At 31.9% G+C, this 18047-nt stretch carries 16 protein-coding genes and 1 tRNA gene; 14 read left to right on the top strand and 3 right to left on the bottom strand.

What is annotated here, in order from left to right:
- Positions 1-132: 132 nt before the first annotated feature.
- From B6S12_RS06845 to cysE, 3 genes are all read left to right on the top strand, one after another.
- Complete coding sequence (locus tag B6S12_RS06845) at positions 133-1431, top strand: aromatic amino acid transport family protein (protein WP_111230055.1); 1299 nt, start codon at positions 133-135, stop codon at positions 1429-1431.
- Between the two features lie 94 nt (positions 1432-1525).
- Positions 1526-3379, top strand: coding sequence for an arginine decarboxylase (gene speA, locus B6S12_RS06840; RefSeq protein ID WP_111230054.1), 1854 nt, complete (start codon positions 1526-1528; stop codon positions 3377-3379).
- Complete coding sequence (gene cysE, locus B6S12_RS06835) at positions 3376-4080, top strand: serine O-acetyltransferase (protein ID WP_111230053.1); 705 nt, start codon at positions 3376-3378, stop codon at positions 4078-4080. The genes speA and cysE overlap by 4 nt, the downstream gene beginning before the upstream one ends.
- An 865-nt stretch (positions 4081-4945) precedes the next feature.
- Here cysE and rdgB read toward each other — a convergent pair.
- Complete coding sequence (gene rdgB, locus B6S12_RS06830; RefSeq protein ID WP_111230052.1) at positions 4946-5575, bottom strand: RdgB/HAM1 family non-canonical purine NTP pyrophosphatase; 630 nt, start codon at positions 5573-5575, stop codon at positions 4946-4948.
- 107 nt (positions 5576-5682) lie between these two features.
- Here rdgB and B6S12_RS06825 point away from each other — a divergent pair, with 107 nt between their 5' ends.
- The 4 genes from B6S12_RS06825 (at position 5683) to B6S12_RS06810 (ending at position 8920) form a co-directional block, all read left to right on the top strand.
- Entirely contained in the window at positions 5683-7011 is a 1329-nt protein-coding gene (locus tag B6S12_RS06825; RefSeq protein ID WP_111230077.1) for an MFS transporter, read from the top strand.
- Positions 7012-7015: 4 nt separating this feature from the next.
- Positions 7016-7777 (top strand): tRNA 2-thiocytidine biosynthesis TtcA family protein, encoded by a 762-nt coding sequence (locus B6S12_RS06820; protein ID WP_111230051.1) that lies wholly within the window; start codon positions 7016-7018, stop codon positions 7775-7777.
- Between the two features lie 88 nt (positions 7778-7865).
- Positions 7866-8795, top strand: coding sequence for a hypothetical protein (locus B6S12_RS06815; protein ID WP_111230050.1), 930 nt, complete (start codon positions 7866-7868; stop codon positions 8793-8795).
- A gap of 49 nt (positions 8796-8844) precedes the next feature.
- A tRNA-Phe gene (locus B6S12_RS06810) sits at positions 8845-8920 on the top strand.
- A 12-nt stretch (positions 8921-8932) separates the two neighbouring features.
- Here B6S12_RS06810 and B6S12_RS06805 read toward each other — a convergent pair.
- Positions 8933-9343, bottom strand: a complete 411-nt coding sequence (locus B6S12_RS06805) for an RrF2 family transcriptional regulator (protein ID WP_111230049.1) — start codon at positions 9341-9343, stop codon at positions 8933-8935.
- 9 nt (positions 9344-9352) lie between these two features.
- Positions 9353-10279, bottom strand: coding sequence for an RluA family pseudouridine synthase (locus tag B6S12_RS06800; RefSeq protein ID WP_111230048.1), 927 nt, complete (start codon positions 10277-10279; stop codon positions 9353-9355).
- A 65-nt stretch (positions 10280-10344) separates the two neighbouring features.
- On the opposite strand from B6S12_RS06800, the gene purB reads away from it, so the two are divergent.
- The 7 genes from purB (at position 10345) to B6S12_RS06765 (ending at position 17427) form a co-directional block, all read left to right on the top strand.
- Positions 10345-11673, top strand: coding sequence for an adenylosuccinate lyase (gene purB, locus B6S12_RS06795; RefSeq protein ID WP_111230047.1), 1329 nt, complete (start codon positions 10345-10347; stop codon positions 11671-11673).
- Entirely contained in the window at positions 11673-12329 is a 657-nt protein-coding gene (locus B6S12_RS06790; protein ID WP_245892577.1) for a DNA-methyltransferase, read from the top strand. Before purB ends, B6S12_RS06790 begins: the two co-directional genes overlap by 1 nt.
- A gap of 360 nt (positions 12330-12689) precedes the next feature.
- Positions 12690-14240, top strand: coding sequence for an ABC transporter substrate-binding protein (locus B6S12_RS06785; protein WP_111230046.1), 1551 nt, complete (start codon positions 12690-12692; stop codon positions 14238-14240).
- An 11-nt stretch (positions 14241-14251) separates the two neighbouring features.
- A complete protein-coding gene (locus B6S12_RS06780; RefSeq protein WP_181450990.1) occupies positions 14252-15190 on the top strand; it encodes an ABC transporter permease in 939 nt (312 codons plus the stop codon).
- Positions 15191-15200: 10 nt separating this feature from the next.
- Positions 15201-15977, top strand: a complete 777-nt coding sequence (locus B6S12_RS06775; RefSeq protein WP_111230045.1) for an ABC transporter permease — start codon at positions 15201-15203, stop codon at positions 15975-15977.
- On the top strand, positions 15974-16738 hold the full coding sequence (locus tag B6S12_RS06770; protein ID WP_111230044.1) for an ATP-binding cassette domain-containing protein: 765 nt from the start codon (positions 15974-15976) through the stop codon (positions 16736-16738). Before B6S12_RS06775 ends, B6S12_RS06770 begins: the two co-directional genes overlap by 4 nt.
- Complete coding sequence (locus tag B6S12_RS06765) at positions 16732-17427, top strand: ATP-binding cassette domain-containing protein (RefSeq protein WP_111230043.1); 696 nt, start codon at positions 16732-16734, stop codon at positions 17425-17427. Before B6S12_RS06770 ends, B6S12_RS06765 begins: the two co-directional genes overlap by 7 nt.
- Positions 17428-18047: the final 620 nt, after the last annotated feature.

Here is an 18047-nt window from a genome sequence, read left to right as displayed (position 1 = left end):
CACCCAGCACAAAGAAGTGGTGCGGTTAAATAAGTCTCCTTTTTGGAGGCTTCCCCTTTATTTTAGCTAAGAATTTTAAAACATGTGCAAATAATTAGCTAAATTTAAAGAATTATTTTAAGAGGTAATAAAATGAATTGGAAACGGTTTGATACAAGTTGGATGTTGTCTTTATTTGGCACAGCAGTTGGAGCAGGTATTTTATATTTGCCTATTAAAGCAGGAGTTGGTGGCTTTTGGCCTATAGTTGTGATGAGTGTTATTATTTTCCCTATGGTGTATTTAAGTCATAGGGCACTTAGTCGCTTTGTGGCACAGGCTAGAGGTAGGGATAAAGACATTACCCATGCAACAGAAGATTATTTTGGTAAAAAAATAGGAATCTTAATTTCTATTGTGTATTTCTTTGCGATTTTTCCCATTTGTTTGGCATATTGTGTAGGGATTACAAATACATTTGAGAGTTTTATTTTAAATCAAATTTTGCCTTTTATGGATTCTTGGGAAGGATTAAAGGGGGTGGCTTATGAAGTGCAAAAAATTGATAATAAGGATATATATTCTTTAGTGCCTACTTTTAGGGCTTTGCTTGCTTTTGTGCTTGTGAGTATTTTTATGGGAGTTATGTATTTTAGTGAAGAAGTGATTATTAAAGTGTGCGAGTGGCTTGTATATCCTTTGTGTGCAGTATTGTTTTTATTTTCTTTATATTTAATTCCTTATTGGAAGCTTGATAGCATTACTTATGTGCCAGATATGAAAGATTTTTTAATGATTGTTTGGCTTACACTTCCAGTGCTTGTTTTTGCTTTTAACCATTCTCCAGCAATTTCTACATTTTCAGTGAGTGTAAAAAAACATTATGAAGGTAAATTTTTAAGAAAAACTAATCAAATACTTTTTAATACAACTTTAATGCTACTCTTTTTTGTAATGTTTTTTGTGATTTCTTGCACGCTAGCACTAGATTTGAATGAATTCGCTCAAGCAAGAGCACAAAATATTCCTATTCTTTCTTATTTTGCTAATAAAATCAATAATCCTATCATTGCTTATGGGGGTCCTTTGGTTGCATTTTTAGCAATCACTAGTTCTTTTTTTGGACATTATTTTGGTGCTAGAGAAGGTGCTTATGGGATTGTTAGGAAAAGTGCAACTTTGATGGGTAAAACTCCTAATATGCCTTTAGTTAAAAAGCTATGCAATATTGTGATGTATGTGATTATGATTGTTGTTGCATATTTAAATCCAAGTGTGTTGGACTTTATTGAAAAGCTTGGAGGGCCTATTATTGCAGCAATTTTATTTTTAATGCCAGTGATTTCTTTTTATATTGTTTCAAGGCTTAAAAAGTATCGCAATTTAGCATTAGATGCGTTTGTGTTTATTACAGGAGTTTTGACAATTGTTACTGTAATTTATAGTTTTTAGCTTATGATAATAGGGGCAAAAAGCCCCATGATTTATCCATATTTTTTATAACTTATGCTATGATTTTTTTATTAAAAAATAATAAGGTAAGAATATGGTTGATTATGGTATTAATTATTGGGCAGGTGATGATTTTATCATTGAAGATGGACAAGTTAAAGTCAATTATCAATGTAAGCCTGCCCTTATTGATATTGTTAAAAAAGTGAGAGAAGAAGGTTATAGAGGTCCCTTGCTAATTAGATTTCCCCATTTAATCCAAAAGCAAGTAGAAAAAATCTTTCAAAACTTTGAAAATTCCATTAAAGAGCACCATTATAAGGGAAAGTTTAAAGCAGTTTTTCCTCTTAAAGTGAATCATTATCCTAATTTTGTGCTTCCATTGGTAGAACTTATGGAGCATAGATGTTATGGGTTAGAAGCAGGAAGCAAGTCAGAACTTATTGTGGCAATGGCTTATACTAATGAAAATTCTCCAATCACTGTAAATGGCTTTAAAGATAAAGAAATGATTTCTTTAGGTTTTATTGCGGCAAAAATGGGGCATGATATTACCTTAACCATCGAGGGATTAAATGAACTTGAAACCATTATAGAAGTGGCAAAATCTATGGGGGAGCCTTATCCAAATATTGGACTTAGGATTAGATTGCATAGCACAGGTGTTGGAATATGGGCTAAAAGTGGCGGTATTAATTCTAAATTTGGTTTGACTGCAACAGAGTTGGTAGAAGCTATTAATCTTTTACAAAAGAACAAACTTCTTTCGCAATTTACAATGATACATTTCCATATTGGTAGCCAAATTAGTGATATTGCACCTCTTAAAAAAGCTTTAAGGGAGGCAGGAAATATCTATGCAGAATTGCGTAAAATGGGTGCTAAAAATCTAAATAGTGTAAATATTGGAGGAGGGTTGGCTGTAGAATATACCCAGCATGAAAACCACCAAAATAGAAACTATACTTTAGCAGAATTTAGTGGAAATGTTGTTTTTACGCTTAAAGAGATAGCTAAAAACAAAAAAGAAAGAGAGCCAGATATTTTTATAGAATCAGGACGGTATGTTTCAGCAAACCATGCTACTCTTATTGCGCCAGTCTTAGAACTCTTTTCACAAGAATATGATGAAAAAAACTTGCATTTAAAGGATAAAAATCCCCCTTTAGTAGAAGAATTATTAGATCTTTATAATACTATTAATGAACGCTATGCTATAGAGTATTTGCATGATAGCCTAGAGCATATGGAATCACTTCTTACGCTTTTTGATTTAGGTTATATTGATTTGCAAGATCGCTCTAATACAGAAGTTTTAGTGCATTTAATTATTAAAAAAGTGATTAAGATTTTAAAACACAAAAACCATAAAGATATTATTAGAATTCAAGAACAAGTGCAAGAGAGATATTTGTTAAATTGTAGCTTTTTCCAAAGTTTGCCAGATTATTGGGGATTAGAGCAGAATTTTCCTGTGATACCATTAGATAGGCTAAATAAACGCCCAACGCGTAGTGCAAGTTTATGGGATATAACTTGTGATAGTGATGGAGAGATCGGGTTTAATAAGAATTTTCCACTCTTTTTGCACGATATTGATGTAAATAAAGAGGAATATTTTTTAGGCTTCTTTTTAGTAGGTGCTTATCAAGAGGTGCTTGGAATGCGACACAATCTTTTTACACACCCTACAGAACTTAGTGTAGTTTTTGATGAAGAGGGGGGATATGAGATTGTAAATATGCTAGAGGCACAAACGATTTTAGATGTGCTTGATGATTTAGATTATGATACCAAAGAGATAGAAAGACGCTTAAAGCAAAAGCTAGAAGATAGTGATAAGATTGCAGAAGATTCTAAAAAAGAAGTTTTAGGACAGCTTTATGTTATGCTTAGTGAGAATGGTTATCTAAGAACTGTGTTTAAGAGTGAAGGAGAAATGGTGTGATTTATGCTCAAAGCCTTTTTGGCACTATCAAAGAGGACTTTCAAACCATTTTGGATAAAGATCCAGCTATTAAGTCTAAAATAGAGCTTTTTTTTAATTATCCAGGGCTTATTGCGCTTGTGCATCATAGAATTGCACACAGATTGCATAAAAAAGGCTTTAAGGTTTTAGCTAGGATTTTGATGGGCTTTACGCAATGGATTACTAATGTGGATATTCACCCAGCAGCACAAATTGGTCATAGAGTGTTTATAGATCATGGGATTGGTGTGGTAATTGGTGAGACTGCGATAGTGGGGAATGAGGTTACTATTTATCAAGGTGTAAGCTTAGGAGGGGTGAGTTTAGAACAAAAGAAACGCCACCCTACTATTGAAGATAATGTGATTATTGGTGCAGGAGCTAAGATTTTAGGAGATATTATCGTGGGGGAAAATTCTAAGGTTGGTGCAAATTCTGTAGTGATTAAGTCAGTTCCTCCAAATTCTACTGCAGTTGGGATTCCAGCAAAGACAATCATTAAGGGTAGAAGCAATGATTTAAATAAAATCCCAGATATTCATTACCAGCTTTTTAGTTATCTTTTAAAGCGTGTAGAACTTTTGCAAAAAAATTGCCAAGAGGATAATGCTATGCAAGAAGAAATTAATGAATTAGATACTTTTTATAAAGAATTTTTAAAGACTATGAAAGGTAATTAGTCATTAAAGTAATGTAAAATTTATAAAAGAATTACTAATAATTTTAAGTATTAATTTAGACTGCCACAAGCCTAAAGGCTCTTGTGGTGACAGAATGGAGTGTCATTACAAGGAGCGAAACGAACGAAGCAATCTATAAAACAGCTAAACTCTAAAAATAGAATATTAATATGGCAAACAATTGTCATTGCGAGCAAATATGAAATATTTGCGTGGCAATCTTAGATTTATCTTTCAAAGGCATTTCTTGTTATTATGAAAGTTTGTAGAACTCGTGGCAACCTAATTTTTGCCTTTTAGGTTATTTTCTTTAGACTACCACATCTTGCTTTGTTTGTAGCGATACCTCTTTTTTTAGACTGCCACGGATTTTTCACATTCTTGCAGTGGCAAACAACATTATAAGGTTTTATTTTGTCATTTTGAGGCTTTAGCTGAAGAACCTCTAAATAAAAAATATCTCTAAATAATGAGATTTGTAATTAAATAAGAGAGATATTTCGCTTCGTTTAATATGATAATATTCTGATAAAGAATAAAACAACAAAGCATACAAGCAAAGCGTTATCTGCAAACATAGTGCGGTGCAAATCTAAAAGATACACTATAAGATTTTTTGTTATTGCAAAGAGCTTTAACAATAAAAGTATTTTATTATTTATCTATAGTCATTGCGAGCAAATATGAAATATTTGTGTGGCGTTCTCTTTTAAATCCATAAGTATTTTTTTATCATAAAGCTTTCTAAGAGGCTAAACACTATCTGTTAATATTAAAATAGGTTATTATATTGTTTTGCCCACTTGTAGTGATAAGCAAACAGCCACACAAGTATCAAAATAAGTTTTATATACATGCAATATTTTTAAACATTTATATGTATTTGGCTTAAAGCTCTTAAAAGATAACTAGCATTTTCTAGAGCAATTTTTCTATGAGAGATTCTGTTTTTTTCTTCACTGCTTAGCTCTGCTAAAGTTTTTGTGTAGCCTTTTGGGATAAACATAGGATCATAACCAAAGCCATTTGTTCCTTTAGGCGTGCTAATGACACTCCCATACATAAATCCATAAGTATTAAAATCTCCATAAAAACTACTAATACCAATGCTAGCACAATAATGTGCTAAAGAGGTTTGATTTTCTAGTTTGGCTACCTCATCTAAAAGCTTCTTAAGATTATCTTTATCATCTCCACCACTATATCTTGCACTATAAATTCCAGGTGCTCCGCCTAGCAAATCCACACAAATCCCGCTATCATCACTCAAAACTACATCATTTTTTTCTAAAAGATTTGCTTCTTGTAAAGCTGAAAAAACCGCTTTAGATTTGATAAGGGCATTTTCTTTAAAACTTGTTCCATTTTCTTCAATTTCAAAGGGTGTAATAAGGCTATCCCAAGAAAGTATCTCAAAAGTATCTTTAAAATTATGGTAAATTTCTTTAATTTCTCTTAGTTTGTTGGAGTTAGAACTTGCTAAAATTAATCTCATATTATTGCCTTGTTTAATTTATTGGGATAAAATTGCACTTTTGTTTGTAATTTTAGCAAAATTATGGAGAATTTAAAGTAGTGAAAAATGATTTAATAAAACAAACAATGCCACTTAGCTTGATACTTGGCGCTAGATTTTTTGGATTATTTGTGGTAATGCCACTTTTATCCTTATATTCACTCTTACTTAGTGGGGCAACTCCTATTTTAATTGGAATTGCTATGGGAGGCTATGCACTCACGCAAGTTGTCTTTCAAGTGCCTTTTGGATTTTTAAGTGATAAATTTGGACGCAAGAGTATGATAGCTTTAGGGCTTGTTATTTTTGCTATTGGTTCGGCAATTTGTGCTATGAGCGATGATATTTATATGCTTATTTTGGGAAGATTTTTGCAAGGTGCTGGTGCAGTTGGCGGTGTAGTAAGTGCAATGATTGCTGATTTAGTTAATGAAGAAAAACGCACAAAAGCAATGGCTTTTATGGGGGCAACCATTTCATTTTCTTTTGTATTTGCTATGATTATTGGTCCAATTATTGGCGGGATTTATGGAGTTTCTAATCTTTTTTGGATTACTTTTGCTCTAGCTCTTTTTGGTATTGTAGTGTTGTTTGTTGCAGTTCCTGAAGCTCCAAAAATCACTTATAGCTTTAATGCAAATACAAATGAATATGGCACGATTTTAAAAAATAAAAATCTACAAATTATGAATTTCACAAATTTTTTGCAAAAAGGCTTTATGACTTTAGCTTTTTTAATTATTCCTATTGCACTTGTAAAAGAATTTGGTATGCCAAAAGAAGAACTTTATAAAGTTTATATTCCTGCAAGTATCTTAGGACTTTTATCTATGGCACCTGCTGCAATTATCGCAGAAAAAAAAGGAAAGTTTAAAAGCGTAATGATTGTGGGTGTGCTATTTTTTGTAGTGGCTTATCTTTTAATGCTAAGCAAGAATCAATGGGCTTTTATTGTGGGAATTCTTGTATTTTTTATAGGATTTTCTGTGCATGAACCCATTATGCAAAGTCTTGCTAGTCGTTATTGTAAAGCACATCAAAAAGGAAGTGCATTAGGGATTTTTACATCTTTTGGTTATCTTGGGACTTTTATAGGAGCACTTATTGGAGGGCATTTTTATGACTTTTTTGGAATGCTTTCTATTAGTATGTTTGTAGTGATTGCTTCGTTTTTATGGATTTTGCTTTTTGCATTTTTAGCAAATCCTACTTTCCAAAAAAATCTTTATTTGCCTTTGCAAGAGGGTGTGCGTGGGGAAGATTTAGAAACACTTGTAGAGCTTGTAGGAATTTTAGAATGGTATATTAATGAAAATGAGCGAAAAGCAGTGATTAAATACGACAAGCATTTGTTAGAAGAGCAAGAAATTATAAATTTTATAAAAACACATTTAAGCGATAAATTTAAAGAGTAATAAAATGGAAATTAGTAAAAAGATTTTAAAAATTACTGGCAAAACCAATGCGGAATTTGATTTGATTAAAGAGGGAGATAGAGTATTACTAGGGCTTAGTGGCGGAAAAGACTCTATACTCCTAGCCACACTTTTAGCTAGGCTTAAAAAATATGCTCCTTTTAATTTTGAATTTAAAGCCTTAACAGTGGATTATGGGCGTGGTGGCGAGTATGAATATATATTTGAATATTGTGAGAAAAATGGTATTCCCTATGAGCTTTATAGAACTGATATTTATAAGATTTTAGAAGAGAATAAAAGAGAAGGAAGTGTTTATTGTAGTTTTTGTTCGCGTATGCGTAGAGGTGCTCTCTATACAAAGGCGCTAGAGGGCGGATATAACAAAATTGCTCTAGCGCACCATTTAGATGATGCAGCAGAAAGCTTTATGATGAATCTTACCTATAATGGAGCCTTGCGTTCTATGCCTCCTATTTATAAGGCTGAAAATAGCTTGTATGTGATACGCCCTTTGATTTTTGTGCGAGAGAGGCAAATTATTGATTTTATTGCCAAAAACAATATTTACATTGCTCCTGATTGTAATTGCCCTATTATGTGGCAAAGCGATGATAAACGCCCACATGCTAGAGAAAAAACTAAGCAAATGCTAAAAGAGTTAGAAGAGGCAAATCCAGACTTTTTTACCTCTTTGAAGGTGGCTTTAGGTAATGTGCATCTAAATAGTTTATTTGATAAACGCTATTTGGATACGCAAGAGTAATTTTTGGATTTTCTCATCTCTTTTATTTTTGAAAAATAAAGTAAATATGTTAAAATATTTTTAAATTTTTCAAATATAGGAGGATTTTTTGGGTGTTCCGCAGTTAAAAGAAGCAACAAAAATTACAGAAGTGCAAAAAATGCGACTAGCAGAGGATTGCATTATTAAAAACACTTATGAAAATACCAAAACTCTAATTTATCAAATGAATTGTGATGATTTTGCGTATGAGTTAGCTTCCAATGAACGCTCTGTATTAATTTATTCTAATAATCCTTTAGTAAAAATCCATTACCAATCAAGATTTTCTTTTCCTAGTATCACGGGCTTAAAACAAAGATTGAAAAATGTTGAACTTGTTAGTTTTGCACCCAATGCAGTGTTGCTTGAATATCTTAGTCCAAAAACTTATAGCGAGTTTTTATCTTTAAAGCTGTATTTAGAAGATGCTCCAAAAGATGTAATTAATCTTTGGATTAAAAGTATTTTGGGAGAGATTTTAGAAAATGTAATGAAAAATTATTCTATTAAAAAAGAGCCTTGTAATTTTGATGTTAAAGAACAGGTGATAGAATATTACAAAAATATCTATCAAAACATAAATCCCATTAGACTTTTGATTTTGCATTCTTTTATTCCTCATTTTATTGAGGATGTGGCACAGATTGAAGAGAGTTTAGGCAAGAAAAAAACAACTCTTATTTATTATAATCCACTTTTTTTACAATCACAGAAGTTTTATTCTTCTAATTTTTTGAAAATTTGGTTATTTGGAGTTACTAAGGATAATCTAGCACAAATTGCACCCCCTAGTAGAGATCTTTGGATAACTCAAAGTAAAAAAGATTTTGCAACCATTAATAAGCATTTGGATAATAGAGGGTTGCTCTATATAGAAAGCTCACAAATTCAAGATCTTGAAGAGTTTTTAAAACTTGCCTTATTTTACAACTATATAGTAGAAGGAAATTACGCAACACAAGAGAAAACACAAATAATTTTACTAAGGAAGCCTTAGATTTAAGAAGAAATTAAAGAGATTATTAATATAATCTCCCTTTTTAAATGGCTTGATAGCTCAGTCGGTAGAGCAGGAGACTGAAAATCTCCGTGTCGGTGGTTCGATTCCGCCTCAAGCCACCACTTTTCTTCATTTTATATAAAATACATACTTTCAGATTGTAATTTTTCCTCATATTTAAGAAGGTTTTCTAAATTTAATTCCAAGATTTTCTCTATTTTAGAGTTGGTTTCTTCCCAAAAAATTGCTAAAGCTCTGTTTTTGGAACTCCCTAGTTTAAGCTTTTTTTGCTCTAATATCTCTAACACTTCAATTACTTTGATTTCATTTAGATTTTTAGCAAATTTATAGCCACCTTTAGGTCCTTTAAAGCCCTCTAATATCCCACCTTGTTTTAAAAGCATCAAAATTTGCTCCAAATAAGCACAAGAAATCTTCAAATCTTTTGCTATGGTTCTTGAACCAATGGGAAGTTTTTGTTTATGAAGTGCCAAATAATATAAAGCTTCCAATCCATAAATGCTTTTTGTAGAAATATTTGTCATATTTTTCCTTTAAAATTCTTCTTTTAAACTAAAAGTATAGTCTCTGCCTTTATAGCTAAAAGCTAATTCTTGTGCTTGAAGCATTAAACGAGAAGCACCAAAGTATCTTGTCCTCTCTTCATTGTTTAAAGGCTTATAGCCCTCTTGTATAAACTCTCTATCTAAATAAATTCTGCTTTTATCATCTTCGCATCCATAAAGTGGATCTCCTAAAATAGGAAAACCCAGTGCAAAAAGATGCACTCTTATTTGATGGGTTCTCCCAGTTTTGGGAATTACTTCTAAAAGTGTAGTATCTTTATAAAATTTTAGGGGTTTAAATTGTGTTTTGGCTTCTTTAAATTTTAAATTTAAATCTCTTTTTTGCCCTAGATATAAAGAACGCACACTTAAATCTGTGCCTTTTTGTTGTGTGGCTAGAGGAAGAGAGAAGCAAAATTCTCCATACTCAAGCTTTCCTCTTGCTAAAGCAAGATATTTTTTAAAAACAGCACCTTTTAAAAAAAGCTCTCCAAGCTCACTAGCTCTTTTATAATCTTTTGCAGCTAAAACCAAACCACTTGTTTCTTTATCAATCCTATGCACCAAAGTCGCCCTCTCACCTAAAGTCGCTTTTATCTCATCTATCAAGCTATGGTGTGCAAATCTGCCTTTTGGGTGGATAAGCATCTTAGGAGGTTTGTTAAAAATTGCAAAATCTTCATTAGTAAAAATAGGATTTAGCCCTATACAATCTGCGCTAAAAAGCAAAACCTTTACACTTTTTTCTAGTATTTTATTTTTTTCATGATTTTGTAAGGGTTTGCCCTGATAAATCACTTTTCCTTTATTGATATATTTTTGTGCTTCTGCCATATTAAGCCCTAAAATCTCCATTAAAAATTGATAGGCTTTTGTAGGTTTTGCGATAAGAAATTCTTTTTCTTTATAAGACATCTTTACAAGCTTTAAGTGGTGTTATGTTAAGATTATTCTAGCATAATTTATTTTAAAGGTTTAAAATGGTTGAAAGATATGCCAAAGAAGAGATGAAAAAACTATGGGATATGAATGCTAAGTATAGTGCTTGGCTAGAGGTGGAAAAAGCTCTTGTTAGAGGGTGGAACAAACTAGGATTAATCCCAGATAATGATTGTGAAAAAATCTGCAAAAATGCAAAATTTGATATTGCAAGAATTGATGAAATTGAAGCAGTTACAAAACATGATTTAATCGCATTTACTACAAGTGTTTCAGAATCTTTAGGCGAGGAATCTAGATGGTTTCATTATGGAATCACTTCAAGCGATTGCATTGATACTGCTGTTGCACTGCAGATGAGAGATTCTTTAAAAATTATCTTGCAAGATATTAAAGAGCTAAAAGAAGCGATTAAAAGTCGCGCAATAGAGCATAAAAATACACTTATGGTTGGAAGAAGCCATGGGATTCATGGAGAGCCTATTACTTTTGGGCTAGTTTTAGCTATTTGGTATGATGAAATCTCACGCCACCAAAAAGCTTTGGAATCTACAATGGAAGTAATTTCTGTAGGACAGCTAAGCGGTGCTATGGGAAATCTAGCCCATACGCCCATAGAGCTTGAAGAGCTTGTATGTGAAGACTTGGGGCTTAAAGCTGCTCCTGCTAGCAATCAAGTCATTCAAAGAGATCGCTATGCTAGGCTTATGAGTGATTTAGCACTCCTGGCAAGCAGTTGTGAAAAATTTGCCGTGCAAATCCGCCATATGCAAAGAACAGAAGTGTATGAGGCCGAAGAATATTTTAGTGAAGGACAAAAAGGATCTTCTGCTATGCCACACAAAAGAAATCCTGTATTAAGCGAAAATATCACGGGGCTTTGCAGAATGATAAGATCTTATGCACTTCCTGCAATGGAGAATGTCGCACTTTGGCATGAGAGGGATATTAGCCATAGTAGTGTGGAGCGATTTATCTTGCCAGATAGCTTTATTACAAGTGATTTTATGCTCTCCCGCCTTACAAATCTTATTAAAAACCTTGTTGTATATCCCAAAAATATGATGAAAAATCTAAATCTTACCGGCGGACTTGTCTTTTCTCAAAGAATCTTGCTAGAGCTTCCAAAAAAGGGTGTAAAAAGAGAAGATGCCTACAAAATCGTGCAAAGAAATGCAATGAAAGTGTGGGGGGATTTGCAAGAAGGCAAAGCGGTTGTAAATGAAAAAGGGGAAAGCTTATATTTGCAGTATTTATTAGCAGATTCTGAGCTTGTTGGCATTATCGGTGAAGAGGCGATTAAAGAATGCTTTGAATTTAGCTATTATACTAAAAATGTAGAGGCAATATTTAAAAGGGTATTTGGATAGTGATTGATAAAGCAAACTTGCTTAACAAACGCCTTGATATTTGTGGTTTGGAATTATTAAAAAAAATAGAAGATTTTAGTATTGCATTATGCTTTTTTGATCCACAGTATCGTGGCGTGCTAGAAAAACTCAATTATGGCAATGAGGGAGAACGCCAAAAAGGCAGAACAAAACTTATCCAAATGAGTGAAGAAGTTATTATTAATTTTATCAAAGAAATTGATCGCACTCTTAAAAAAAGTGCTTATTTAATGCTATGGGTAGATAAGTTTCATTTATGTGAGGGGATAAATGCGTGGTTAAAATCTACAAATCTACAAATTGTGGATTTAATCACTTGGGATAAAGGTAAAATGGGTATGGGTTATCGCACTAGGCGACAAAGTGAGTATTTACTTATCTTGCAAAAAAAGCCACTTAAAGCAAAAGATACTTGGAAGCTTCATAATATCCGCGATGTATGGAGTGAGAAAATTCCACCAAATGAGATAAAAATCCATCCACATGCAAAACCAAAAGGCTTACAAAGTGTATTAATAGAGTCTTGCACTAATATTGGAGATATTGTATTAGATCCTGCTGCGGGAAGTTTTAGCGTGTTTGAATGCTGTAGAAATTTGCAAAGGAATTTTATAGGTAGTAATTTAAAAGGTTAAAGTAATTCCAATCCACACATAAATAAGTCTTATACAAATACAAGTTAGCAATCTATTAAAAATAAAACCATAATTTACCTATTAATTTTTAGCGGTTTAGCCCTATTTGCATATCTTTTTGTCAAATCCCTATTGTCTTGCTTTATGCAAATAATCAAAGTTAGATAAGAACAAAAATACTTTAAAAATAAATTTAATATCTTTTTTACTTTTTTATTGGTGTAGTTATTTGCAAAATACATACTTTTTGTAATTTTATACTGTATTTGTAATAAAAAATTTCAAGAAGTATTAAAATTAAGCATAAGTTAAAAAATATTGGACTAACATAAAATAAATTTCAAAATTTAAGGACAAGGTATGTTTAAAAAACTTTTAATACTTTTTTGGGCAGTGAATGTTTTTGTGTTACATCTTTTTGCACAAACGCCAAAAGATACAATCATCATCGCAGTAGAAAATGAGCCTGTGCGTGTCAATCCACTTTTTAGCGAAGATCATGATAGTGCTATTGGACTTATTTTCTCTGGACTTACTCGCTTTGATGAGTCTATGAATATAACTCCAGATTTAGCAAAATCTTGGACAATTAGCAAGGACGGACTTGTTTATGAATTTGCTTTACGCGAAGATGTATTATGGCATGATGGAAAAAAATTTAGTGCAAAAGATGTAGAATTTAGCATTCAAGCCCTAAAAGATGAAAAGTTAAACTCCCCCTCAAAAGTAAATTTTGATGCAGTAAAAGAAGTAAAAGTGATAGATGATTACCATATAAAAATCACACTCTCAAAGCCTTTTCCTTCCTTTTTGGACTCTCTTAGTGTAGGAATTTTACCTAAGCATTTATTAGAAAAAGAAGACTTAAACACCACGACTTTTAACCAAAATCCCATAGGCACAGGTCCTTTTAAAATGCAAAAATGGAATAAGGGACAATATATGCTTTTAGCTGCAAATACATCTTATTATCTTGCCTCTCCAAAAAGCAAAAAGATTATACTAAAGCTTATTAAAGATCCTAGTATTAGTGCATTAGAGCTTAAAAATGGCACGATTGATGTTGCTCTAGTGGATTTTGAGATGGCAGAAAGCTTTAAAAAAGACAAAAATTTCAAGCTCATTCAAGAACCATCTGCTGATTACCGTGCGTTAATGTTTAATTTTAACCATGAGTTTTTAAAAGATAAAAATGTGCGAATGGCACTAAACTATGCTACACCTAAAAAAGAAATCGTCGCAAAACTGCTCCACTCTTTTGGTAGTGAGGCTAACCATCCTTTAGAAAAATCTTGGGCAAATCCTAAAGATTTTTCTATTTATTCTTATGATATAAAAAAGGCTGAAACTCTTTTAAAAGAAGCAGGGTTTAGCAAAAATAAAAATGGAATTTTAGAAAAAAATGGCAAAGAACTTAGCTTTGAAATGTATGCAATGAGCGAAGATCCTTTGCGTGTAGCACTTGTAAATATTCTTCAAAGTGAATATGCAAAGCTAGGCATTAAAGCAAAAGCCATTGCTTTACCTGCTGGGAGCTTTGATTATACGCAAATTGATAGCTTTTTGGTAGGTTGGGGAAGCCCTTATGATCCAGATTTTCATACATTTAGAGTTTTTGCAGGGAGTGAAGATAGTGCTAAAAACAATAGCGGTTGGAATTTTGGACATTATTCTAATGCTAATGTAGATAAAGCTTTAATAGAAGCTAGAAATACACTAGATATAGACAAAAGAAAAATCTACTATAAAAACTTTATTGAAGAGTTGCATAAAGATCCCCCTTATGTATTTATTGCCTATATTGATTATCCTTTAGTTTATAAGGCAGATATTAAGGGTGTAAAACCTCATATTGTAGGGCATCATGGAGTAGGCTTTACTTGGAATGCATATGAGTGGAGCAAACAATAGTGCTAGAGCTTATTTTAAAGCGTCTTTTGTGGGCGCTTTTTTTATCCATGAGTGCAAGTTTTCTTTGCTTTTGTTTGGTGTATTATTCTAAAGGAAGTGTTGTTTTTGCAAGTGTGCCACAAGGGATTAGCAAACAAGCAAAAGAAGAAATTGAAAAAAATTTAAATCTTGATAAACCTCTTTTAGTTCAGTATAAATTATGGGCTATAAAAGCAATTCAAGGGGATTTTTCTTATTCTTTGATTAGCGGAGAGAGAGTAAGCAAAATCTTAAAAGAAAAATTACCTTTTACATTTATTTTAGGCTCTTTAGCATTTTTAATCCTTTTTGTGCTTTCTTTAGCCTTAGGGATTTTGTGTGTAATTTATAAAGATAGTCTATTGGATAAAAGCATTACTTTTATTACGATGGGTTTTTTCGCACTGCCTGTGTTTTCTACTTCTTTAATGTTGATTTTATTTTTTGGAGTGTTTTTTAAAATCCTCCCAACTTCTGGAATTTCTGATATTGGTTATGAAGAAGATTTTTTAAACCGTTTAGAACATCTTATTTTACTACTTTTTGCACTTGTATTATCTCATTTGGCTGTATTTGTAAGATTTTGTAGAACTGCTTTTATAGATAGTTTAAACCAAAGTTTTATCCAAGCAGCCTTTGCTAGAGGGTTAGGCAAAATGCGAATTTATTGCCATTTTGTTTTAAAAGATGCTTTAAGTCCTATTTTGGCTTATTTTGGTGCATCTTTTGTGAGTTTTCTTGTGGGAATTTATGTGGTAGAAAGTGTGTTTTCTTATGAAGGGATTGGAAATCTTGCAATCAAGAGCATTCTTTTTAAAGATTATCCTGTTGTGTTGGCTATTGTGATTTTTAGTGTTTTGGCTGTGGTGTTTATTAATTTGCTTGTAGAAATTGTTTGCAAAATCCTAAACCCTAGATTTAGCAATGTATAAGGGAAAATTTATGCTAAAAATTTATTTATTTATTATCTCTTTATGTGTTTTTTTAGCAATCTTTGCTCCTATTTTAAGTCCTTATAATCCTAATTTAGTTAATTTATCTCAAGCAAAAATCGCTCCAAATTTAGAACATTTATTTGGCACAGATATGCTAGGGCGAGATGTTTTGACAAGAATTCTTTATTCTTTAAGAATTTCTTTGTGGGTTGGCTTTTGTGCTTCATTTTTAAGTGTGATTTTTGCATTTTTGTATGCCTTTTTGACACGCCTTTTTGCTTATGCGTTTTTTGCAAGAGTTCTTGATATGCTTCTAGCTTTACCTTCATTGCTTATTATTATGTTTTTTCAAAGCTTTTTAAATGGGGGGATTTTAAGTATGACTTTAGTGATTGCATTGGGGCATTTTGCTTACATTGCTAGAGTTTTAGATATTGAAATAGGTAAATACCAAAAATTAGAATTTTATGAAAATGCACTCATCTTGGGTAGCACTAGATTTAAAGCCCTTTTTAGCGAAATTGCCCCTGCGTGTTTGAATTTGCTTTTTGTGCTTTTTGTTTTTAACATAGCCCATGCAATAGCAAACGAAGCCACACTAAGCTTTTTTGGCTTAGGGGTAAATCTGGGTGAAGCAAGTTTAGGAAATATGCTAAATGAAGCAAGTAAAGGCTTATTTTTAGGTTTTTGGTGGATGTTGCTTTTTCCTGTGGGATTTATCCTGCTTCTAATCTTGCCCCTTTTGGCTTTAGGCAATGATTTGCAAAAAAGAAGCAAACTATGATAATTGTAGAAAATTTAAACCTTTCTTTTTGTAATCAAATGCTTTTAAGCAATATTAGCTTCAAACTAGAAGAAAAAGAAAGCTTAGTAATTATGGGAAAAAGTGGTTCTGGAAAAAGCCTATTATTAAAATCCTTAATCAATCTTTTTGATAAAAATTATTTAATCCAAGCACAAAAAATGCAAATCCACTCCCAAAATCCTCTAACTTTAAATTCTAAAGAATTGAGTAATTTAAGGGCGAAAGTTTGTCTTCTTTTTCAGGATGTTTATGGGAGCTTTTATCCTCTTGTAGATATAGGAAGTTATTTTAATATCGTGGCTAAAAAACATACTTCTTTAAACACAAAAGAGATTAAAGAGCGTTCCTTTTACTATTTTGAGTGTTTGGGATTGCAAAATTTTGAACTTTTGTGGCATTCTTTCATTTACCAGCTAAGTGGCGGAATGGCAAGAAGAATCCAAATCGCACTTGCTTTGCTATGTGAGGCAAAATACCTTCTTTGTGATGAAATTACAAGCTCACTAGATAGCAAGAATGAACAAAAAATTATTCACATTCTAAAAGATTTAAAAAATAATTTTACAAACCTCATTTTTGTAACCCATGATTTAAATCTAGCCTACAACTTGAGTGATAAGATTTTGATTTTAGAAGAGGGGAGAATAAAGGAGTTTAGTAATATAGAAACTTTTAAAAAACAACCAAAAAGCCCCTATGGTAAGCAATTATTACAAATCTATAAAGAGTTAGAATGCTAGAAGTTAAAAATTTAAGTAAAAGTTACATACAAAAAAAACATTGGTATTTAAAAAATGAAGAAAATTTTGTTTTTAAGGGGATTAATTTTTCTTTACAACAAGGAGAAAATCTATTGCTTTATGGAGAAAGCGGAAGTGGCAAAAGCACATTAGCTAGGATATTATGTATGCTAGAAACACCCAAAGAAGGACAAATTCTTTTTGAAAACCAAAATATTTTAGGGCTAAATTTCAATACACAAAGAATGTTAAGAAAAAAGATACAATACATCTTTCAAGATCAAAAACTTGCCTTAAATCCCTATAAAAATGCTAAAACCCTCCTTTTAGATGTGTATAAAAATTTTCATTTAAAGCCAGATTTTAAAGAGATACTTACACTTTTGGAGATGTTTGAGCTAAAAGAAGAAATTCTTGCTTTAAAACCTCAAAATTTAAGTGGAGGACAATGCCAAAGATTAGGTTTAATCCGAGCTTTAATATTAAAACCAAAACTTTTGATTTTAGATGAGGTTTTCGCACCGCTTGATTTACCTGTTGCATTAAAAATTATAAAATATCTCAAGACTTTTCAAAGTAATAATGATATTACTTATATTTTTATTTCTCATCAAGATAAGCTTTTGCAAAATTTTTATTCCAATAAATTTGAAATGCGACCTACCACTACATCACTTGAAGCCTTTTAGGGCTATGGTAATCCAAAGAAATATAAGGGTGTTACTACAAAGAGCTTTAGGCTCGTAGCAATTTAAAAACATAAGAGCGTCACTGCAAGACTTACGCTAGTAAGTCGTGGCAATCTAATGAAATCACTTAAACTTCTTGATTGTTTTTTAGATTGCTTCGTCGCTGAAGCTCCTCGCAATGACAGATAAATACCTATCATGATATTCTAACTTTGTCACTGCGAGCAGTGGAACACTGCGTGGCAGTCTAAAAAAAGAATAATCTATAAAGGTAAATACTTAGATTGCCACGAGCCTAAAAGTTCTCGTAATGACAATGTATTAAAATCCTAGTAGTTAAGAATAGAATAAAAGCTTTAAAAGATTTTCAAAAGTAAGTTATCTAAGAAATTAAATAAATTTTAGTAGTTATGATATAGAATAAAAGACTTGAAAGCTTTTAAGAGATTTAGTTGATTTAAAATAAAAATATAAAGATAGGCTAATATTTCTATTAGTTAGTGCATATAGCTTTAGCTTTTATGAAATTTTAAGAGGTTAGAGGTTTTTAAATATAGTTATTTAAAATAAAGTGGTAAAGATAGGTTAATAAATTCTAGTAGTGGCAGTAAGGCTTTAGG

Source organism: Helicobacter valdiviensis, from assembly GCF_003245365.1.
In the GTDB taxonomy this organism is placed as follows: domain Bacteria; phylum Campylobacterota; class Campylobacteria; order Campylobacterales; family Helicobacteraceae; genus Helicobacter_D; species Helicobacter_D valdiviensis.
This window is presented reverse-complemented; position numbering and strand designations above follow the sequence as displayed.

Coding starts and splice junctions, on each gene's coding strand:
- B6S12_RS06845 (WP_111230055.1), top strand. CDS start 133: ATGAATTGGAAACGGTTTGATACAAGTTGGATGTTGTCTTTATTTGGC.
- speA (WP_111230054.1), top strand. CDS start 1,526: ATGGTTGATTATGGTATTAATTATTGGGCAGGTGATGATTTTATCATT.
- rdgB (WP_111230052.1), bottom strand. CDS start 5,575: ATGAGATTAATTTTAGCAAGTTCTAACTCCAACAAACTAAGAGAAATT.
- B6S12_RS06825 (WP_111230077.1), top strand. CDS start 5,683: ATGCCACTTAGCTTGATACTTGGCGCTAGATTTTTTGGATTATTTGTG.
- B6S12_RS06820 (WP_111230051.1), top strand. CDS start 7,016: ATGGAAATTAGTAAAAAGATTTTAAAAATTACTGGCAAAACCAATGCG.
- B6S12_RS06805 (WP_111230049.1), bottom strand. CDS start 9,343: ATGACAAATATTTCTACAAAAAGCATTTATGGATTGGAAGCTTTATAT.
- B6S12_RS06800 (WP_111230048.1), bottom strand. CDS start 10,279: ATGTCTTATAAAGAAAAAGAATTTCTTATCGCAAAACCTACAAAAGCC.
- purB (WP_111230047.1), top strand. CDS start 10,345: ATGGTTGAAAGATATGCCAAAGAAGAGATGAAAAAACTATGGGATATG.
- B6S12_RS06785 (WP_111230046.1), top strand. CDS start 12,690: ATGTTTAAAAAACTTTTAATACTTTTTTGGGCAGTGAATGTTTTTGTG.
- B6S12_RS06775 (WP_111230045.1), top strand. CDS start 15,201: ATGCTAAAAATTTATTTATTTATTATCTCTTTATGTGTTTTTTTAGCA.
- B6S12_RS06770 (WP_111230044.1), top strand. CDS start 15,974: ATGATAATTGTAGAAAATTTAAACCTTTCTTTTTGTAATCAAATGCTT.
- B6S12_RS06765 (WP_111230043.1), top strand. CDS start 16,732: ATGCTAGAAGTTAAAAATTTAAGTAAAAGTTACATACAAAAAAAACAT.